Source organism: Dolichospermum planctonicum (assembly GCF_005402965.1).
Lineage (GTDB): Bacteria > Cyanobacteriota > Cyanobacteriia > Cyanobacteriales > Nostocaceae > Dolichospermum > Dolichospermum planctonicum.
The window spans coordinates 15,552-32,635 of sequence record NZ_BJCF01000014.1 but is presented as its reverse complement, the minus strand read 5'-3'; the positions used below and the strand labels follow the sequence as shown (position 1 = coordinate 32,635).

Sequence of the window (17,084 nt, the reverse complement as noted above, 5' to 3'; positions counted from 1 at the left end):
AGCTTTTTTAGGAACTACTCACAGGTGATTCATGTTACTTTTAACTACTTTTGGTTCATTTTCGATAGGAAGAGGCAATTTGAATAAACCACTTCACTAAATGTCTACTCATCATTTTAAGATAAAGTTCGCCTTCACTCAATAGCAAACAGGAGAAAAGATATTTTCAGAATATTTACTCTGTTGTCACTGACTCAGATCATGGTAACTGGGATACAATCAATAAAAATATATCTATTTCAGTAACTTATTCTCTTAGCACTTTATACAAGCGAGTATTCTGAAAACTTAAATCTAACCTTGGTTCTATCTCAACACGAATTAAGGGAGTCAAGCGAGAATAGAATAAATAATCTTGGTAATAACTAATAGAAAATAGAGTCACGTCGCATATTATGATTATAATGTGTCTTGTCTGTAAAAACTTCCCCAGGTTTTTGCATACACCCACAGGAGAAATTGTAAAAAGTTCTTATTTATTCACCCGACACCAACAGAGTTAAATTTTTCAGCAGTTTATCATCAGCATAATGAACATATCTACCACATTCACAACCCGCTTAGATTCTTATTATCAGGAAATCAAAACAATTATTTTAGCGCGTCAAAATCCCATTACTGGTTTATTACCCGCAAGTACCGCTGTGACTGCTCATGGTGATTATACAGATGCCTGGGTGCGAGATAATGTGTATAGTATATTAGCAGTTTGGGGTTTAGCTTTAGCATATCGCAAATTAGATAGTGACGGTGGTCGCACTTATGAACTAGAACATAGTGTTGTCAAATTAATGCGTGGCCTGTTATTTGCTATGATGCGACAAGCTCATAAAGTAGAGAAATTTAAATATACACAATCTTTATTAGATGGACTTCACGCCAAATACAATACGTCCACAGGTGATATTGTGGTTGGTGATGATGAATGGGGACATTTACAACTTGACGCTACATCTATCTTCTTGTTAATGTTAGCAGAAATGACCGCCAGTGGCTTATCAATTATTTTTACATTAGATGAAGTTAACTTTGTTCAAAATCTAGTTTATTATATTGGCAGAGCTTACCGGACACCAGATTTTGGAATTTGGGAACGGGGTAATAAAATTAATCATGGTAATGCAGAATTAAACGCCAGTTCTTTAGGAATGGCTAAAGCAGCTTTAGAAGCAGTAAATGGACTCAATTTATTTGGTGTTTATGGTAGTCAAGCCTCAGTAATTCACGTTTTACCAGATGAAATTGCCAGAGCAAGAATCACCTTAGAATCATTATTACCCAGAGAATCAGGTTCTAAAGAAATTGATGCAGCGTTATTAAGCATTATTAGTTATCCCGCTTTTGCTGTCAAAGATGATAAATTACGAGAGCGAACCTTTAAAGAAATTGTGAGTAAATTAGCCGGAAAATATGGCTGTAAACGCTTTTTAAGAGATGGACATCAAACAGTTTTAGAAGATACCGAACGTTTGCATTATGAACCTAGCGAACTGAAAGAATTTGAGCATATTGAATGTGAATGGCCATTATTTTTCACTTATTTAGTTCTTGATGGATTATTTCGCGGTGAAAAAGCACAAGTTGAGAAATATCAACAACTTTTAAAATCATTGTTGGTAGAACAAAATGGATTACAGCTATTACCAGAACTATATTATGTTCCTGAAGAAAATATAGAATCTGAAAAATTAAATCCCCAAACTCAGTTAAGATTACCTAACGAAAATATTCCCCTAGTTTGGGCGCAAAGTTTATATTATCTGGGAGAAATGTTAAGCGAGGGTTTAATTTCCTTAGGAGATATTGATCCTTTAGGTAGACATTTAAGCGTAGGAAAAAGCAGAAGTGCCTTAGTACAAATTGCTTTAATAGCCGAAGATGAAGAATTACAAAATCAGTTAAAAATATATGGAATTGAAACCCAAACACCTAAGCAATTAGCACCAATTCAAGTCAGAAAATCTGAAGAACTTTCGCAAATTTATACCCAAATTGGTAGAAATGATCAATTAGGTTTAACAGGTCGTCCCCTGCGAAGACTGAGAAGTTTAACGACATCAAGATTTTTTAAAATTCAAGATCAAACAGTAGTATTTTTACCATCATTTTTAGATTCTCAGCAGTTTTATCTAACTCTTGATTATCACTTTTTAGTAGATCAAATTAGAGGAGAATTAGCTTATATTCAAAAATATTGGAGTGATTTAGGTCGTCCGACTTTGACCTTAATGATTACTCGGACAATGCTAGAAACTGGTGCAGAAGCATTATTAGAATTAATGCAAGAACTCAAAGATGGTATTTGTCATGGAGTGCAGGTAAAATTAGGAAAATTAAATCAATTAATGCTGACAGCCGCAATTCAAAAAATTGATTTTTTGTCAGACATAACATTATCTCAATCATCAGTAATTAATCAAAAAATTCGTTGTAATTATCTGACTTCCCATTTAGAAAAAAGTTGGTCTTTGGGACATACTCAAGAATTTCAAATGGAATGCGAAACCAACTTAAATTTATTATTACAATATTTGCGCTCATCGGAAAATATCTATGAGCAGATTGAATTACTGCAAACATTAAGTCGCTTACGGGGTTTAGAATTTAATACAGGTTATGCAGGTCCAAATCATAAAGTCATTGTAGCTGATTTACTGGATGAAGTTTACAACAAAGCCGGCGATTTAGGGATTTGGGCGGTGGTACGACGGGCTGCGGGTTTACGTCAAATGCTTGATATTGGCTTATCAGACGCGGTAACAAGTATTTTGGTGCAAGGAAAGCAAATTGCAGTCGGGAGGGCTTATAGTCAGGCTTCTTTAATGGTTGTTCCCATGTCTGCAAATGAAATTGCTGAGAAAATCAATAACTTCTGTCGTGAAGATATCCGCGACCGGGTTTTAACACAAGAAATTCTCATTTATCTTGGTGTTTTAATCAAATCTGAACCAAAATTATTTCGCGGTTTTATCACATTAAGAGTCGGTTATCTGATTCTTTTAATTACTAGCGACATAGCTAGAGAATTTAATCTCACCCAAGATGAAGCTTATGAGAAATTAATGGAGTTATCACCTTTTGAGGTGAAAATGCGTCTGCGTCAAGTGTTAACTGGATATAGTGGTGTAAGTAATTTATTGCGTCAACAGGAATCATTGCACGTCAAACAAAAAGAAAGTGATATCGCTTGGGTTGTGTTACCTGTAGTCAGTCAAGAAATAGAAGTTCCTCCCCATGGTTGGCGCAGATTTCGTCAAGCAGAAGGAGCATTAAATCGTGTACCCAAGGACTTTTTTAAACAAGTTTGGCTATTAATGCAGCATTGCAAAGGTGTAGTCATTGGTGACAAATTAGAACGCCGGAATCGTTTAGAAAGTGAAATTATGCTTTCAGAAATGACCGCCGGAGAAAGAAATTTTGCTTTATTGGTTGAACATTTACTGAATAAAATTGAAGCCCCTGAATATCGTCAAGTCAATGTAGAAGCCCTGATGGAATTGGCTACAATTGTCGCTAATAACCCAAACTTGCAAATTGAAGAATATATCGTTTTAGATGTGTTAATCGGTCACGCAGTGCGGTTAGCTTGGTTAGAAAATCATCCCCATCGTCAAGATAATTATGATGAAGATAAAGCTAGTGCCTGGCCATCATTTTATAATAGTTCTCCTCAAGATTGCGCTAATTATATTTTGAAGGCCTTTAGGTTCTTAACGGAGTTTGTGAAAGATGTTTAAACGTTTGCTATTCTTGGTATAAATACTAATTATCAACTATGCTACAACGAGTAATTATTAAGGGGTTCAAGTCTATTAAGACAATGGATATTGAATTGCGTCCCTTAAATATATTGATTGGAGCTAATGGAGCAGGTAAGAGCAATCTGATCTCCTTTTTCAAGATGCTAAATGAGATGATGGCCGGACGACTTCAACAATATATCGGTATATCCGGTTACGCTCAATCTCTCTTACACTTTGGACCAAAGGTAACACCGCAAATCGAGGCAAAACTAAAGTTTAAGATTGACAATGGGAGTGTGGATATTATCTATACCATTTGTCTACTTCATGCAGCAGGTGATACTTTAATCTTTGCTGAAGAAACAGGGACGCGAAACGGCTCACACCTACCTCAACCTTTAACTACTTACTCCTTCGGTGCGGGACATCAAGAAACAAAAATCAACAAAGCAGCACAAGCAGGTACACCAACAATTGCCAATACTATCAAACATTTGCTCAATCTCTGTCGTGTTTACCACTTTCACGATACTTCATCTACCGCGCGAGTTCGTCAATCCTGTTACATTGATGATAACCGCTACCTGGTGTCTGATGCGGGAAATTTAGCTGCATTACTTCTGAGATTCCGCGAAGATCATAGTACAGCCTATCAGCGTATTATTAAAACTATCCGTCTAATTGCCCCATTTTTTGATGATTTTGTCCTTGAACCTAGGGGGAATAATGTTATTCTCAACTGGCGAGAAAAAGGATCAGATCAAGTATTTGGACCACACCAATTTTCAGACGGTACTTTGCGTGCTATCTGCTTGACTACGTTGCTTTTGCAGCCAGAAAATGAACTTCCAGAACTCATTATTGTTGATGAACCGGAACTTGGTCTTCATCCCTACGCGCTCAATGTTGTAGCTGCGATGTTTGGTAAAGCTTCCTATCATACACAAATTTTGATTAGCACCCAATCTACTTCTTTTTTAGATAACTTTAATGCTGAAGATGTAATTACAGTAGATAGAGTGGGTAAGGAATCGCAATTTAGGCGGTTAAATCCTGAAGAATTAGAAGCATGGTTAGAAGAATATAGTTTAGGAGAAATTTGGGAAAAAAATATCATTGGTGGAGGTCCACACTAATGGTAAGACTCTATTTATTTGCAGAAGGACAAACTGAACAAACATTTGCTTCTATTATCCTGCAACCACACCTGGCGCAACATCAAGTATTTATGCACCACACTAGACTCATTGCTCATGGAAGAAAAAAGGGTAAAACTAATCGTGGTGGTAGTGGTTATGGTGATTATCAGCCAATGAAGGATGATATTTTGCGATCGCTTGCGGAGGATAAAAATACAGATGTTTTCTTTACCACCATGATTGATTTGTATGCAATTCATTATAATTTTCCGGGATTAAAGGAATCTGAAATTATGCGCCAAAATCCCATAAAACGAGTTGAGTTTTTAGAGAAAAGCTTTGCTAATGATATTGATGATCCTCGATTTATACCGTACATTCAACTGCATGAATATGAAGCTTACCTTTTTTCTGATCCTACTTGTTTTGAGTCCTTTTATGATCATTGCTCAGATCGGGTTGCAATTCTCAAAGCTGCGGCCGATAAACATGAAACTCCTGAGTTGATTAATGATAGCAAGGAAACAGCCCCCAGTAAACGTATTATTGCCCAATTTCCTGATTATGAAAGAGCAAAATCTACTTATGGTCCATTATTGGCTGAATCAATTGGACTGGAAATAATTCGGAATAAATGTCCTCACTTTAATTCATGGCTATTACGACTTGAATCATTGGGTAAATAAAGCATTGATACCCCCAACATTAATGGGGGGTACATTCCTATGTTCTTGAAATGCGATCGCCGGATAAATTCTCATAAAATTCATTGAAACGTATAAAGGATAAAAGCAATGACTCCGAGGTATTACTTGCTGAATTTTGGAATGGATATAGATCAAAACTTCGCTTCTATTTCTCAGAAACCTCTAAATTTTGCAACCAACTAACCAAATCATCTAAACTCGCAAAATCTAACAACACCTCCGTTAAATCTTCCAATTGTTCCAGAGATAACTTCTCAATCTGCATTTTTAGCTGACTAGGCACTTCCCCAAATTTTTTAGATAACAACCGCAGGATCAGATTTACTTCTCCCTCCTGTATACCTTGTTGTATACCTTGTTGTATACCTTGTTGTATACCTTGTTGTATACCTTGTTGCATACCTATTTCTGTCGCTTCTTCTCTTAGTTCTTGATATAAGCGAGTTTGCTCAAAAGTTATACCTAACATTGCTTCTATCTCCAAACGACTTAAACGAGTAAACCGATAAGACATGATCGTGGTAATTATTTCTAATATGGCACGACTATCCGCTGGTGCTTGTAACTCCTGTTGACAACGGTTGACTAAATATCGCGCTGCTGCTGGTGCTTTGTCTTGGTTTAGGGTTGTTAACACCAACAAACTCACATCAAGGGGTAATTGTTCAAATTCTCCCAACTCATTCAAATATACTCGATGTACCTGTTCTGAACTCAAAAGTGCGCGATAGGGGTGAATATCCCCTTGTTCTGTACTCCGAGTTGGATAAATTAACACCGCTTGCCAATCTTGAAAACGCTCCCTATTTCTGTAAAAATAGAGAAACAACTCCCCAAATAAACGTTCATACAGTCGCTCATCTCTTTGAAATTGTACTTCACAGAAATAAACAACTCCTGGTGTTTCCGTTTCTGGTGGTAAAAACACCCCATCAATTTCAAACTTTGGTTCTTTTACCGCTACCGAATCAAAGCGATAACTAGCCGCGTTTACCGGAGGATTTGCCAATAGCTCAAACAGTAGCGTTGGGTATTTTTGAAATAAATAATAAAAAATAGAGTCACGCCGCATATAAAAGTAGAAATCACCTTTTCATATATATTACCAGGAATAGTGTCGCCATCTATTTTGTGATGATCATGACGGTAGAGATTTGAATTTTTAACAGATTACAAAAAACCTATATAGGCCAGGGTAGAGCATTCCTAAATCCTGACCTATAGAAACAAACGATTAAACCACTTTGTTAACCATACCTCCAGTCAGTTTGATAACTCTTAGATTAGGAAGTGCAATAGCAAAGCTGACCTAAGGTAAGGTATCGCTTTTTTGCATCTAAAATTCCGTTTACATTCCAACACTACTTAACAGAAACAGAATCAACATCCACAGTTTCCCCAGTAGGAGGCGCATTATTAACTGTATTGCTGGTACTATTTTCTACAGTCCCTTTTTTAGCTTTCCAACCATCAATTACTAGTCCCGAAACTTCAGTAACGAATAAAGTTAAAAGTAAAACATCATCAATTTGACCAATAATAGGAATAAAATCTGGAGAAATATCCAAAGGGCTGATTAAATAGGCCACCGTACCGATAATTACCCACCAACGGTATTTAGGATTGCGTAATGTATTCCGATACCATGTATAAAGGGATTGAATTGAGAAGTTCATACTCTTAACCTCCAGTGATTTTTTTATTTTGGCAAATAATCCTCTAAACTCCCGGTGGGAATAACCGCCATCTTGTGTATAGAAGATGTTAATCCTTGGTAATTAATTAGAAAATTTTGTGAGTATTGCATTACTCTTGAAAATGAAAATGCTTTGATTACTAGTGATGGAGTGAGGAAACTTAAACAGTGGATATTTCAGATTTGTTGAATAAGAGTGGGACCTCTATAGTTTTTGACTTGTTCAAGAAGGGCGGTCCCTCTATGTGGCCTTTGCTGGTTTTATCAGTGCTATCACTAAGTGTGATTTTTGAACGTTTTTGGTTCTGGTTACAGATTCTTACCCAGGAAACAAAAATAGTTAATCGTGTTCTGGATGCTGCTGGTGAAAATTGGGAAATAGCGGAAGCAATTGCTGAAAAAGCAAGAAATCAGCCCATTGGTAGGTTTTTATATGCACCTTTACGCCTAAAGAAAAACGATCCAGAAACCTTTAGATTGGCGCTAGAATCAACCGCAGCAGACGAAATAGCGGGAATGCGACGGGGGGAAAAACTTTTAGAAGCTGTAATTGCTCTCTCGCCTCTGCTAGGATTGTTAGGTACAGTTCTGGGTTTGATCCATTCCCTAAGTTCAATTCGTATTGGTGATTTAGGTACAGAGTCTGCTGCTGGTGTCACCACTGGGATTGGGGAATCTTTGATTAGTACAGCCGCAGGATTAATAGTAGCAATTACTAGTTTGGTATTCTACCGCCTATTTCAAAGTTTTGTTGTTAACCAAGTTAAGGTTTTCAATAAAGCGGGAAATGAAATGGAATTACTCTACCGTCAGTATCCTCCTGATCCTAACAGAATGACTCTAGGGATAGTCTCAAATGAAAAATCATTTCCCGACAATTCTGTAATTGAGTCAGAGGGTACAATTGATAATTCCCAATTGAACTCTTTACCAGGAGAAGAAGATGAAAGTTAAGTTAGACACTCCCACTGAAGACGTTCAGATTCAAATTATCCCCTTAATTGATGTTGTTTTTTGTATTCTGACATTCTTTTTATTAGCAGCTTTACAATTTACTCGTCAACAAGCGATTAATGTTGATTTACCCAAAGCTAGTACAGGTACAAGTTCTGCTGCTAATTCCCAAACTAAAAATAACATTTTACCCGTGACAATTGATGCTGTGGGGATGACATATATAGAAAAAGAACCTGTAAGTCGGGAGGAATTGGAATCACGTTTAAAGCAATATATCCAAACAAATCCAGAGGGGATTTTAGTATTGAATGCGTCACGTACAGCAACTTATAATGATGTTATTCAAACATTAGATTTGCTCAGGAAGGTGGGAGGAAATCGGGTATCTTTGGGAATTATTCCTGGATCATCTCAACCACTGACAAATTCACCTAGCTTCCCTACTATTCCTGTTCCGGTAATACCTAATAATCCTGTTAACCCAGGAATTAACCCACCGGGAAACTTGAATTATTTACCACCCGATAACCCAAATTTATTTCCTGTTCCGGGAAAGGGAATAACTCCTGGTATTTCAATTCCCAATAATACTTTACCGCCAGCACCTGTAAAACCGGGAAAAAATAATTCTTCTCCTCAAAATTAATACCATTTCACCTGAAATTTTGTATGTTTATATCTCTCCATATTTTCCTCAATTACGAGTTTATGGGGAGATTTTTATTGATAAGGAAAGTAAACCTAAAGATATTTAGAATAAATTCCAGTTCTGGAAAAAACTTCTGTTAATTTGTAAATAATTGGTTAAGCTACAAAGATTTTCATATCCAGAAACCAAGTTAACCAGGTAATTTATCACCAATCACCATTTACATTTCAGGGGTTATGGTAATGGATATTACGACGCTGTTAATTGTTTGGTTAGTCACCGCTATTAGTTTGTTTATTATTAGTAAATTACCTTTGGGAGTGGAAATTGATACTCCAGAAAAGGCAATTTTATCCGCAGCAGTTTTAGGTATTATTACAGCACTCGTTAAGCCAATTCTCAAACTTTTGTTTGTGATTCCCAGTTTAGCCAGTTTTGATTTATTATCTGGTATCTTCACTTTTATGATAGCTGTTGTTTGTTTTAGTATTGCTGCTTGGTTGGTAGATGGTTTCTATTTGCGTTTTGGTATTTGGAGTGCTATTTTAGGTGCTTTTGCACTTACTATTATCAATAATATTATTTACAAATTATTGGGTGTGTAATTGGTAATTGGTGATTGGTAATTACTTCCTATCACCTATCACCTATCACCTATCACCTATCACCGATACCCATTACTTAGTCATTGATACTAGATGGTGCTGTAGTCGTGTCCGCTTGTTGTTGTCGTTGATCCCGTTTTTTGCGATCTGCTGACAATATATCTGCCATGACGATGAGTGCTTGCGCCATTTTTTCTAGGTTAGAACTGTATAGTTCTAAATCTTTGATCAGTTTGTCTTCTGAAAGATGTAACCCTTTGGCTATCGTTTTTAGTGCTTCAGTTCGTTGTGTATCATCTTTGACAAATGCCGGAGCAGATTCTGCCAATAATGCAAATAAACCAATAGCAAATAAGCGACTGTATTTAAAGTTGGAATTGGCTGCAATTGCCTCTAGTTGCCTTTGTAAATCTGCATCTTGATTTAAGAGAGTTGCTTGACTCAAACCGGCAATTAAATCCTGAACTGGTACATTGGCTGCTAAAGCTTGTAATCTAGAAGCATCTTGTCGGTAGCGGTGGGGGTCTTGTTCCACTGCGTGACAAATTGCTTGAAAAATTGACTCTTGATCTTGTTCTGGCTGGTAGCCAGCCATGAAGCGGTCAAAAGTTGTCACAACGCCCAAAGCATAAATCCCATCATAGCTAAAATCAACATTGACTGACAGTAGGTGCATTTCTACCATCAATTCTTCCACTACCCGGCGGTAAATAGTATTAATCGGCCTGGTATGAAGGTGATAGAATGTTTTTTTTGTATCAGATACCGTACGGACGTTATTCACAAAGAGAATTTTTAAGAGGGACGCATTTCCATTTTCTAGTATGAACCAATTAGGGCTAAATAGTTCAAGTTCTCTGAAAGCTATATTCCCAGGTAAACCCACCACAATCTAGTAAGTATCAATTCATGTATATGGGATGATACTTACCTATAAATCTCCTTTAGTGTCATGGTTTTTTAGGCAATAACCGGAAATTGATAACTGTCAATTATCAATCATTTATCAGTTGCCTATTGTTGAATTGGTTTCCAGTTGATCCAATCTTGAGGTTTGAGGAAAGTCTCATACAACTCAGCTTCGGGAGAATTTGGTTCTGGTTGATAGCCATATTCCCAACGAACTAAAGGTGGTAGAGACATAAGAATTGATTCTGTGCGACCGTTGGTTTGGAGTCCAAAAATTGTTCCTCGGTCATAAACCAAATTAAATTCTACATATCTACCGCGACGGTATAATTGAAAATTCCGTTGGCGATCGCCGTATTCCATCTCATGCCGACGTTGTACAATCGGGGTATAGGCTGGCAAAAATGCCCCAGCACAGTCTTGAACCAAAGCAAATATATCTTCCCAAGTGCGTGATGGTAAATCCCCTACCTGATTGCTATAAATAGCAGCGTCCCCATGAGGATCTGGACCGCGATATATAGAACCTTGACCATCTTGATAATCTAAAAATAAACCGCCAATTCCCCGTGTTTCTCCCCGATGTTTAAGATAAAAATACTCATCACACCAACGTTTAAACACAGGATAATATTCGGGATGATGTTGATCACAAGCTTGTTTTAAAGTTTCATGAAAGTGAACTGCATCTTCAGCAAAGGGGTAATAAGGTGTTAAATCCGCACCACCACCAAACCACCACACAGGACCTGCTTCAAAATAGCGGTAATTCAAATGGACTGTAGGTACATAAGGATTGCGTGGGTGTAACACCAAAGAAGTACCAGTTGCGTAAAAGCCATGTCCTTCTGCTTCTGGACGTTGGACTAAAATCGAGGGTGGTAAATGAGAACCCCAAACTTCAGAAAAATTCACCCCAGCTTGTTCAAATATTCTACCATCTCGTAGTACACGCGATCGCCCACCACCCCCTTCTGGACGCTGCCAACTATCTTCTTGAAACTTACCAACACCATCTAATTTTTCCAAACCCTGGGTAATTTGGTCTTGAACATACTGCATAAACTGACTAACTCTAGCCTGAGCATTGACACCAGGGAGAAAATTAGGTGATTCTTTTGTGATAGTGGGGGTTTGCGAGTTGGTTAACATAAATTCCCGAACCTAAAATTACGATTTCTAAACAATTACAAATTTTTGTTGTCAAAACTTGTCAGCAGTCAGGGTCAAAAATCCGGCTTAATCTGTCAGAACAGCTTTTTATTATAGGTGAAAAGACAACCGTTCAAAACGCCTGCAAATTTCCCTTAGCGCGGAAAGTTATTCTCATCCACAGATATCATATCTGAGGGATCATTTTCCTAGTTATACAAATAATCTTATGATTCTGTTTACAGACTTTGTTCATAGTTTTTTCCACAAAGAGGAGTTTGAGTACAATTTTTTCAACAGTCATAGTTACCAGACAAAATATAAAGCAATGTTAAGCATTGTCACAGTTATATGCAGCAGATCAAAATCATACCAAATTGGTTATCCAAACTCATCCACGGTAAACGTCGGCGCTTTTGTGCATCCTTAGTGCGAACCTATCGGGAAATCAGTTCTGCCTCCGTAGATGAACTTTGGCAAAAAGTCGTAGATTTAACAGATGTTTCCTGGCATCCTCTACTTAAAAGTACCAATGTTCCCTTAGGATTAGTCCCCAAACCGGGCTTAATTTTTCAAGCAGTGACAAGGTTTTGGCCAATTCCGATTCGGATTTTTGTAGAACGAGTCAGTCCCAAACAGACGTTAAGTATCCGGGTTTTAGCAATTCCTGGTATAGAAGAAAGAATAATATACCAAGTAGAATCAACCATCTGCGGATCTTACTTATCTTATTCTGTGACTTTGCGTGGTTGGTTATCCCCCCTAATTTGGTCTTTATCTCGTCCTTATGTAGATCGGGTCGCTAGAGCGCTGATAGAATCTGTAGAAAATCCTGGATTATCCCAGAAAAAATCTTTACATGGTGGCTGCTTTGATTTTTAGAGTCTGGGAAATTCTTGACCAATGACTAATGACCCCAATAAAGTTAAGATTCATCTATCAATGAAAATTTTTTAAGCTTTATAGAAGCGACAACGGTAAACACAGTATGTATGATGTCCTAAATTCCCATTCAGTCCTGGAAGTGTTGCGACCAGTAGAAGATCCAGAACTTCGCAAAAGTCTGGTAGAACTAAATATGATTCGCAACGTTAAAATTGATGGTGGCCAGGTTAGTTTCACTTTAGTGTTAACTACCCCTGCTTGTCCTCTCAGGGAATTTATAGTTGAAGATTGTCAAAAAGCTGTCAAAAAGTTGCCCGGTGTCACAGATGTAATTATAGAAGTCACAGCAGAAACACCCCAGCAAAAAAGCTTACCAGACCGCAATGGCGTTCCCGGAGTGAAAAATATTATTGCTGTTTCCAGCGGTAAAGGTGGTGTTGGCAAAAGTACAGTTGCGGTAAATATTGCAGTTGCTTTAGCACAAACCGGGGCGAAAGTCGGTTTATTAGATGCGGATATTTACGGACCCAATGATCCCACCATGTTGGGTTTGAGTGACGCTGAAATTAATGTTCGTTCCAGCGATGGCCGCGACATTCTCGAACCAGCATTTAATCATGGTGTTAAACTAGTTTCTATGGGCTTCTTAATTGATCAAGATCAGCCTGTGATTTGGCGTGGTCCCATGCTCAATGGTGTAATTCGGCAATTTCTCTATCAAGTAGAATGGGGAGAATTGGATTATCTCATCGTGGATATGCCACCGGGAACAGGAGATGCTCAATTAACTTTAACCCAAGCTGTACCCATGGCAGGGGTTGTAATTGTGACTACACCACAAACGGTGTCCCTGTTGGATTCCCGCAAGGGTTTGCGAATGTTCCAGCAGCTAAATGTACCAGTTTTGGGAATTGTGGAAAATATGAGCTATTTTATCCCCCCAGATCAACCAGATAAACAATATGACATTTTTGGTTCTGGTGGTGGCTCTAAAACAGCCACAGAATTAGGAGTCCCCTTGTTAGGATGTGTACCATTAGAGATTTCTACGAGAATAGGCGGTGATAATGGTGTACCAATAGTTATTGGTGAACCTGACACAGCCGCAGCTAAAGCCTTAACAGCGATCGCTCTTACTGTAGCAGGTAAGGTATCAGTTAATGCTTTGACATAAAACTTGGGGAGGAGGTGATTGGGAATAATTTCTTACCAATTACCAATTACCAATTACCAATTCCCCATTACCAATTACCAATTACCCATTACCAATTACCAATTACCAATTACCCATTACCCATTACCCCTTTAAAGTCCTCTGCCGCACACAATGTTATCAAAACCTTCTTTCCCGAAAATGCGTTGGCAATATTGGCTCAAGCCTTGGCAACAAATGGACGGGCTATTGTTTTTTCTACCCGTTGCCGTTAGTATGTTTGGTGGGCTAATGATTCTGAGTACAGAACTCAAGCAACCTGTAACTGACTGGTGGTGGCACTGGTTAATAGCCGGTATTGGCTCAACTATCGCCTTATTTTTAGCTCGTTGCCGTTACGAAAATCTCATACAATGGCATTGGTTCATTTACGGGCTAACCAACTTTAGTTTAATAGCCGTCATGCTGGCCGGTACTAGTGCCAAAGGCGCACAGCGTTGGATTAGTATAGCTGGTTTTAATGTCCAACCCTCAGAATTTGCCAAAATAGGATTAATTATCACCTTAGCTGCTTTATTACATAAGTCTACAGCCTCCACACTGGAAAGTGTTTTCCGGGTCTTGGCAATTACGGCTATACCTTGGGCATTGGTATTTTTACAGCCAGACTTAGCCACATCTCTTGTATTTGGGGCTATATTTCTAGGAATGTTGTATTGGGCAAATGCTAACCCCGGTTGGTTGATACTGATGATTTCCCCTGTCATAGCTGCAATTCTATTTAGTATATCTTGGCCATTATCTACACCCATAATTTTATCTAAAGAAATATCATTGAGTATATTAGGTTTAATATGGGCAGTGGCCATGGGAATAGTCGGTTGGTTTAGTCTCCCCTGGAAGAGATTTGGTATTGCTGCTATTGGTTCATTGTGTCTAAATATGCTCGGTGGTGAATTAGGTATCTTTGCCTGGAATCATATATTAAAAGAATATCAGAAAAATCGGTTGAGTGTATTTATTAACCCTGAACATGATCCCCTGGGTGCGGGTTATCACTTAATTCAATCTCGTATTGCTATTGGCGCTGGTGAAATTTGGGGCTGGGGTTTATTTAAAGGTCCTATGACTCAACTGAATTTCGTTCCCGAACAGCATACAGATTTTATTTTTTCGGCCGTTGCTGAAGAATTTGGACTGGTGGGGTGCTTAATTTTACTATCTATCTTTTGCTTGATTTGTTTCCGCTTACTTCATGTAGCACAAACCGCTAAAGATAACTTTGGTTCGCTTTTAGCCATTGGTGTTTTATCCATGATTGTGTTTCAACTTATTGTTAATGTTGGCATGACCGTTGGTTTAGCACCGGTGGCAGGAATTCCTTTACCATGGATGAGTTATGGGCGATCGGCTATGTTGACTAACTTTATTGCTATTGGTATAGTAGAATCCGTAGCTAATTATCGTCAACGTCAAAAGTATTGAGTTTAAATCACAAAAATATAGTCAGATCTAGTCAAACATAATCATCTGTGTTATAGTTGAGGAATGAAATTATCTGACAAAAGCCAAATCAAAAGGAATAAGCTATTATTAGGGAACTCTTAACAGGTTATTGACCAATGACCAAATAACTAATTACCAAACTCCCTCCTGAAGGCATTAAGCTAAGAATAGGAAACTAAAAAGGGTAAATATGATGATACTGCCTGGAACAACTGTTCGCGTCAAAAATCCCGCAGATACATATTATCGGTCTGAAGGACTTGTACAACGAGTTAGTGATGGTAAAATAGCTGTATTGTTTGAAGGTGGTAATTGGGATAAAATAATTACTTTCCGTCTCACAGAATTAGAACCTGTGGAAACTACAATTCAGAAAACGGGGAAATAGCAAGTTAGTCAGTGGTCATTAGTAAATATTAAATTCTAGACACGCAACTTGCATAATACATGAGATCGTAGTCAGGGCTAAAGTCCTGACTACAAAGAAAAGATGATAATTTTTTGTGACACTTGCGTGTCGTCCATTCTTAATTCTTAATTCTTAATTCTTAATTCTTAATTCTTAATTCTTAATTTTTAATTGTTTATGCGTCTACCTTTACCACATTTTACTACGGGTGATAGCGAAGCCAGACTTAATAGTCCCTATTCTCACTCTCACCATTTTGCAGAGGTAATTGAAACCAATACTACAGAATTTTTGGCCCAGTGTTTAGAACCGGAAGACTTGAGCTTCCCACCAATGCCACCTTTCGGTAGTTGGGTGAGTGCTGTGGATGAAGAATCTGGTAATCAAGTTTATGCTATAGTGTATCATGCCACAACTATGCCTGTTGATTCTGTACATCGGGCGGTTGCTTTGGGGTTATCCTTAGAAGCTTTGCGTGAGGAACAACCCCAAATATTTGCTATGCTAAAAACTGAATTTAGAGCCGCAATTGTGGGATTTGAGGAAAAATCTATAAATAGTCATCATGGCAATATGTATCAATATTTGCCACCTCGTCCCCCACAAATTCACCAAGCTGTTTATCGGTGTCAACCAGAGTCCATTATTCAGTTTACTGAAGATTTGGATTTCCTGCGAACATTACTGATGATTAATGCTGCGCCAGTAGATTCTCTGGTCGCAGCAGCTATACGTGGAGTGTATCAGTTACGTAAAACTGAGCGAGAATGGTTGATTAAAGCCGGACGACACCTGAGTATATTACTCAAGGATGATTATGACCGTCTGCGCTTTATTTTGAGTCAAATCCACCCATAGTGATTTTTAGACAACCCTGATTAATTGCGTTTAACTACTTGGCTTTCCCCTTTCCTAGATTAAGAGAGTTGATGGTAATGATCAAATTACTTATTTTTGGACTAATCGTGATTTATGTTGGTGGTGTGTGGAAATTTTGGACCGGATTTAACAGAACTAATTTTAACCAAACTTTACCCAACCGCATAGGTTTAGCTTTGTTGTGGCCTGCTTTGTTTTTGGCTAACCCATCCTATCGTCGCAATTTTAGAAAAGCGTTGAAGGGATAATTAACTCATAGTTACCAACCAATTATGAATTAATTATCTTTGCGAAAATTGACTAAAAAGCTTGAATCCATTCTTTAACAGCATACTCTATCCAAATACCGTTTTGCCAATAGGGATCAGATTCCACTAATTGACGAACGGTGTTTTCGTCTTCGGCTTCATAAATAGCAAAAACCTGAGTTATATCTTTTGTCGGTCCAATAGTAATCAAAATCCCCGCTTGCTTCTGTTTTGCTAATCCTGCTAAATGATCTTGACGATAGGGTTCACGTTTGGTTAATACGTCTTCACAGTAACTTCCCCACATGATGTATTTTGTCATAACTGCTGATGATTGATAGTTATTAAAAACTATAGCAACATGAGGTTTTTTAAGATAGAGATTGATGATCAAGTTTTTAATTTCACCAATATCACTGTATACTTAATCACATTTAATATGAATCT

18 protein-coding genes are annotated in these 17,084 nt (G+C 37.9%); 13 read left to right on the top strand and 5 right to left on the bottom strand.

Annotated features, from left to right (window positions below; genetic code table 11):
- Positions 1 to 530 precede the first annotated feature (530 nt).
- From FFO06_RS08295 to FFO06_RS08285, 3 genes are read left to right on the top strand one after another with little or no spacing between them, the layout of a single operon-like run.
- Entirely contained in the window at positions 531 to 3,737 is a 3,207-nt protein-coding gene (locus FFO06_RS08295; protein WP_137907622.1) for a glycoside hydrolase family 15 protein, read from the top strand.
- Between the two features lie 38 nt (positions 3,738 to 3,775).
- Positions 3,776 to 4,879, top strand: a complete 1,104-nt coding sequence (locus tag FFO06_RS08290) for an AAA family ATPase (RefSeq protein WP_137907621.1) — start codon at positions 3,776 to 3,778, stop codon at positions 4,877 to 4,879.
- Positions 4,879 to 5,568: a DUF4276 family protein gene (locus tag FFO06_RS08285; protein ID WP_137907620.1), complete on the top strand. Its 690-nt coding sequence runs from the start codon at positions 4,879 to 4,881 to the stop codon at positions 5,566 to 5,568. Before FFO06_RS08290 ends, FFO06_RS08285 begins: the two co-directional genes overlap by 1 nt.
- Before the next feature lie 166 nt (positions 5,569 to 5,734).
- Here FFO06_RS08285 and FFO06_RS08280 read toward each other — a convergent pair whose 3' ends face one another.
- Positions 5,735 to 6,661: an Rpn family recombination-promoting nuclease/putative transposase gene (locus tag FFO06_RS08280; protein ID WP_137907619.1), complete on the bottom strand. Its 927-nt coding sequence runs from the start codon at positions 6,659 to 6,661 to the stop codon at positions 5,735 to 5,737.
- A gap of 289 nt (positions 6,662 to 6,950) precedes the next feature.
- Positions 6,951 to 7,265 carry a YkvA family protein gene (locus tag FFO06_RS08275; protein WP_137907618.1) on the bottom strand — a complete coding sequence of 105 codons (315 nt, stop codon included), beginning with the start codon at positions 7,263 to 7,265 and terminating at the stop codon, positions 6,951 to 6,953.
- A 263-nt stretch (positions 7,266 to 7,528) separates the two neighbouring features.
- Here FFO06_RS08275 and FFO06_RS08270 point away from each other — a divergent pair, with 263 nt between their 5' ends.
- From FFO06_RS08270 to FFO06_RS08260, 3 genes are all read left to right on the top strand, one after another.
- A complete protein-coding gene (locus tag FFO06_RS08270) occupies positions 7,529 to 8,239 on the top strand; it encodes a MotA/TolQ/ExbB proton channel family protein (RefSeq protein WP_137907617.1) in 711 nt (236 codons plus the stop codon).
- Entirely contained in the window at positions 8,229 to 8,888 is a 660-nt protein-coding gene (locus FFO06_RS08265) for an ExbD/TolR family protein (protein ID WP_137907616.1), read from the top strand. Before FFO06_RS08270 ends, FFO06_RS08265 begins: the two co-directional genes overlap by 11 nt.
- A gap of 245 nt (positions 8,889 to 9,133) precedes the next feature.
- The gene (locus FFO06_RS08260; RefSeq protein WP_137907615.1) at positions 9,134 to 9,496 is read left to right on the top strand and encodes a phage holin family protein; all 363 of its coding nucleotides are present in this window, start codon (positions 9,134 to 9,136) and stop codon (positions 9,494 to 9,496) included.
- A 76-nt stretch (positions 9,497 to 9,572) separates the two neighbouring features.
- Here FFO06_RS08260 and psb29 read toward each other — a convergent pair whose 3' ends face one another.
- The gene (gene psb29 / locus FFO06_RS08255; protein WP_137907614.1) at positions 9,573 to 10,280 is read right to left on the bottom strand and encodes a photosystem II biogenesis protein Psp29; all 708 of its coding nucleotides are present in this window, start codon (positions 10,278 to 10,280) and stop codon (positions 9,573 to 9,575) included.
- A gap of 230 nt (positions 10,281 to 10,510) precedes the next feature.
- Complete coding sequence (gene hemF, locus FFO06_RS08250; protein ID WP_137907613.1) at positions 10,511 to 11,557, bottom strand: oxygen-dependent coproporphyrinogen oxidase; 1,047 nt, start codon at positions 11,555 to 11,557, stop codon at positions 10,511 to 10,513.
- A gap of 351 nt (positions 11,558 to 11,908) precedes the next feature.
- Between hemF and FFO06_RS08245 the strand changes: the two genes are divergently transcribed.
- From FFO06_RS08245 to FFO06_RS08215, 7 genes are all read left to right on the top strand, one after another.
- Positions 11,909 to 12,439: an SRPBCC family protein gene (locus tag FFO06_RS08245; RefSeq protein WP_137907612.1), complete on the top strand. Its 531-nt coding sequence runs from the start codon at positions 11,909 to 11,911 to the stop codon at positions 12,437 to 12,439.
- Positions 12,440 to 12,545: 106 nt separating this feature from the next.
- Complete coding sequence (locus FFO06_RS08240; RefSeq protein WP_137907611.1) at positions 12,546 to 13,616, top strand: Mrp/NBP35 family ATP-binding protein; 1,071 nt, start codon at positions 12,546 to 12,548, stop codon at positions 13,614 to 13,616.
- Between the two features lie 14 nt (positions 13,617 to 13,630).
- The gene (locus FFO06_RS21140) at positions 13,631 to 13,870 is read left to right on the top strand and encodes a hypothetical protein (RefSeq protein WP_162501184.1); all 240 of its coding nucleotides are present in this window, start codon (positions 13,631 to 13,633) and stop codon (positions 13,868 to 13,870) included.
- On the top strand, positions 13,770 to 15,080 hold the full coding sequence (rodA, locus tag FFO06_RS08230) for a rod shape-determining protein RodA (protein ID WP_137907609.1): 1,311 nt from the start codon (positions 13,770 to 13,772) through the stop codon (positions 15,078 to 15,080). Before FFO06_RS21140 ends, rodA begins: the two co-directional genes overlap by 101 nt.
- Positions 15,081 to 15,294: 214 nt before the next feature.
- Entirely contained in the window at positions 15,295 to 15,489 is a 195-nt protein-coding gene (locus FFO06_RS08225) for an NAD(P)H dehydrogenase subunit NdhS (RefSeq protein WP_137907659.1), read from the top strand.
- 198 nt (positions 15,490 to 15,687) lie between these two features.
- On the top strand, positions 15,688 to 16,368 hold the full coding sequence (locus FFO06_RS08220; RefSeq protein ID WP_137907608.1) for an HAS-barrel domain-containing protein: 681 nt from the start codon (positions 15,688 to 15,690) through the stop codon (positions 16,366 to 16,368).
- Between the two features lie 77 nt (positions 16,369 to 16,445).
- Positions 16,446 to 16,637 (top strand): hypothetical protein, encoded by a 192-nt coding sequence (locus tag FFO06_RS08215; RefSeq protein WP_028083513.1) that lies wholly within the window; start codon positions 16,446 to 16,448, stop codon positions 16,635 to 16,637.
- Positions 16,638 to 16,689: 52 nt separating this feature from the next.
- Here the strand turns inward: FFO06_RS08215 and FFO06_RS08210 are convergent, their stop codons facing one another.
- Positions 16,690 to 16,959, bottom strand: a complete 270-nt coding sequence (locus FFO06_RS08210) for a YciI family protein (protein WP_137907607.1) — start codon at positions 16,957 to 16,959, stop codon at positions 16,690 to 16,692.
- Positions 16,960 to 17,084: the final 125 nt, after the last annotated feature.

Coding starts and splice junctions, on each gene's coding strand:
- FFO06_RS08260 (WP_137907615.1), top strand. CDS start 9,134: ATGGATATTACGACGCTGTTAATTGTTTGGTTAGTCACCGCTATTAGT.
- FFO06_RS08215 (WP_028083513.1), top strand. CDS start 16,446: ATGATCAAATTACTTATTTTTGGACTAATCGTGATTTATGTTGGTGGT.
- FFO06_RS08240 (WP_137907611.1), top strand. CDS start 12,546: ATGTATGATGTCCTAAATTCCCATTCAGTCCTGGAAGTGTTGCGACCA.
- FFO06_RS08210 (WP_137907607.1), bottom strand. CDS start 16,959: ATGACAAAATACATCATGTGGGGAAGTTACTGTGAAGACGTATTAACC.
- FFO06_RS08285 (WP_137907620.1), top strand. CDS start 4,879: ATGGTAAGACTCTATTTATTTGCAGAAGGACAAACTGAACAAACATTT.
- FFO06_RS08220 (WP_137907608.1), top strand. CDS start 15,688: ATGCGTCTACCTTTACCACATTTTACTACGGGTGATAGCGAAGCCAGA.
- hemF (WP_137907613.1), bottom strand. CDS start 11,557: ATGTTAACCAACTCGCAAACCCCCACTATCACAAAAGAATCACCTAAT.
- rodA (WP_137907609.1), top strand. CDS start 13,770: ATGTTATCAAAACCTTCTTTCCCGAAAATGCGTTGGCAATATTGGCTC.
- FFO06_RS08280 (WP_137907619.1), bottom strand. CDS start 6,661: ATGCGGCGTGACTCTATTTTTTATTATTTATTTCAAAAATACCCAACG.
- FFO06_RS08270 (WP_137907617.1), top strand. CDS start 7,529: ATGTGGCCTTTGCTGGTTTTATCAGTGCTATCACTAAGTGTGATTTTT.
- FFO06_RS08265 (WP_137907616.1), top strand. CDS start 8,229: ATGAAAGTTAAGTTAGACACTCCCACTGAAGACGTTCAGATTCAAATT.
- FFO06_RS08245 (WP_137907612.1), top strand. CDS start 11,909: ATGCAGCAGATCAAAATCATACCAAATTGGTTATCCAAACTCATCCAC.
- FFO06_RS08225 (WP_137907659.1), top strand. CDS start 15,295: ATGATACTGCCTGGAACAACTGTTCGCGTCAAAAATCCCGCAGATACA.
- FFO06_RS08290 (WP_137907621.1), top strand. CDS start 3,776: ATGCTACAACGAGTAATTATTAAGGGGTTCAAGTCTATTAAGACAATG.
- FFO06_RS08275 (WP_137907618.1), bottom strand. CDS start 7,265: ATGAACTTCTCAATTCAATCCCTTTATACATGGTATCGGAATACATTA.
- FFO06_RS08295 (WP_137907622.1), top strand. CDS start 531: ATGAACATATCTACCACATTCACAACCCGCTTAGATTCTTATTATCAG.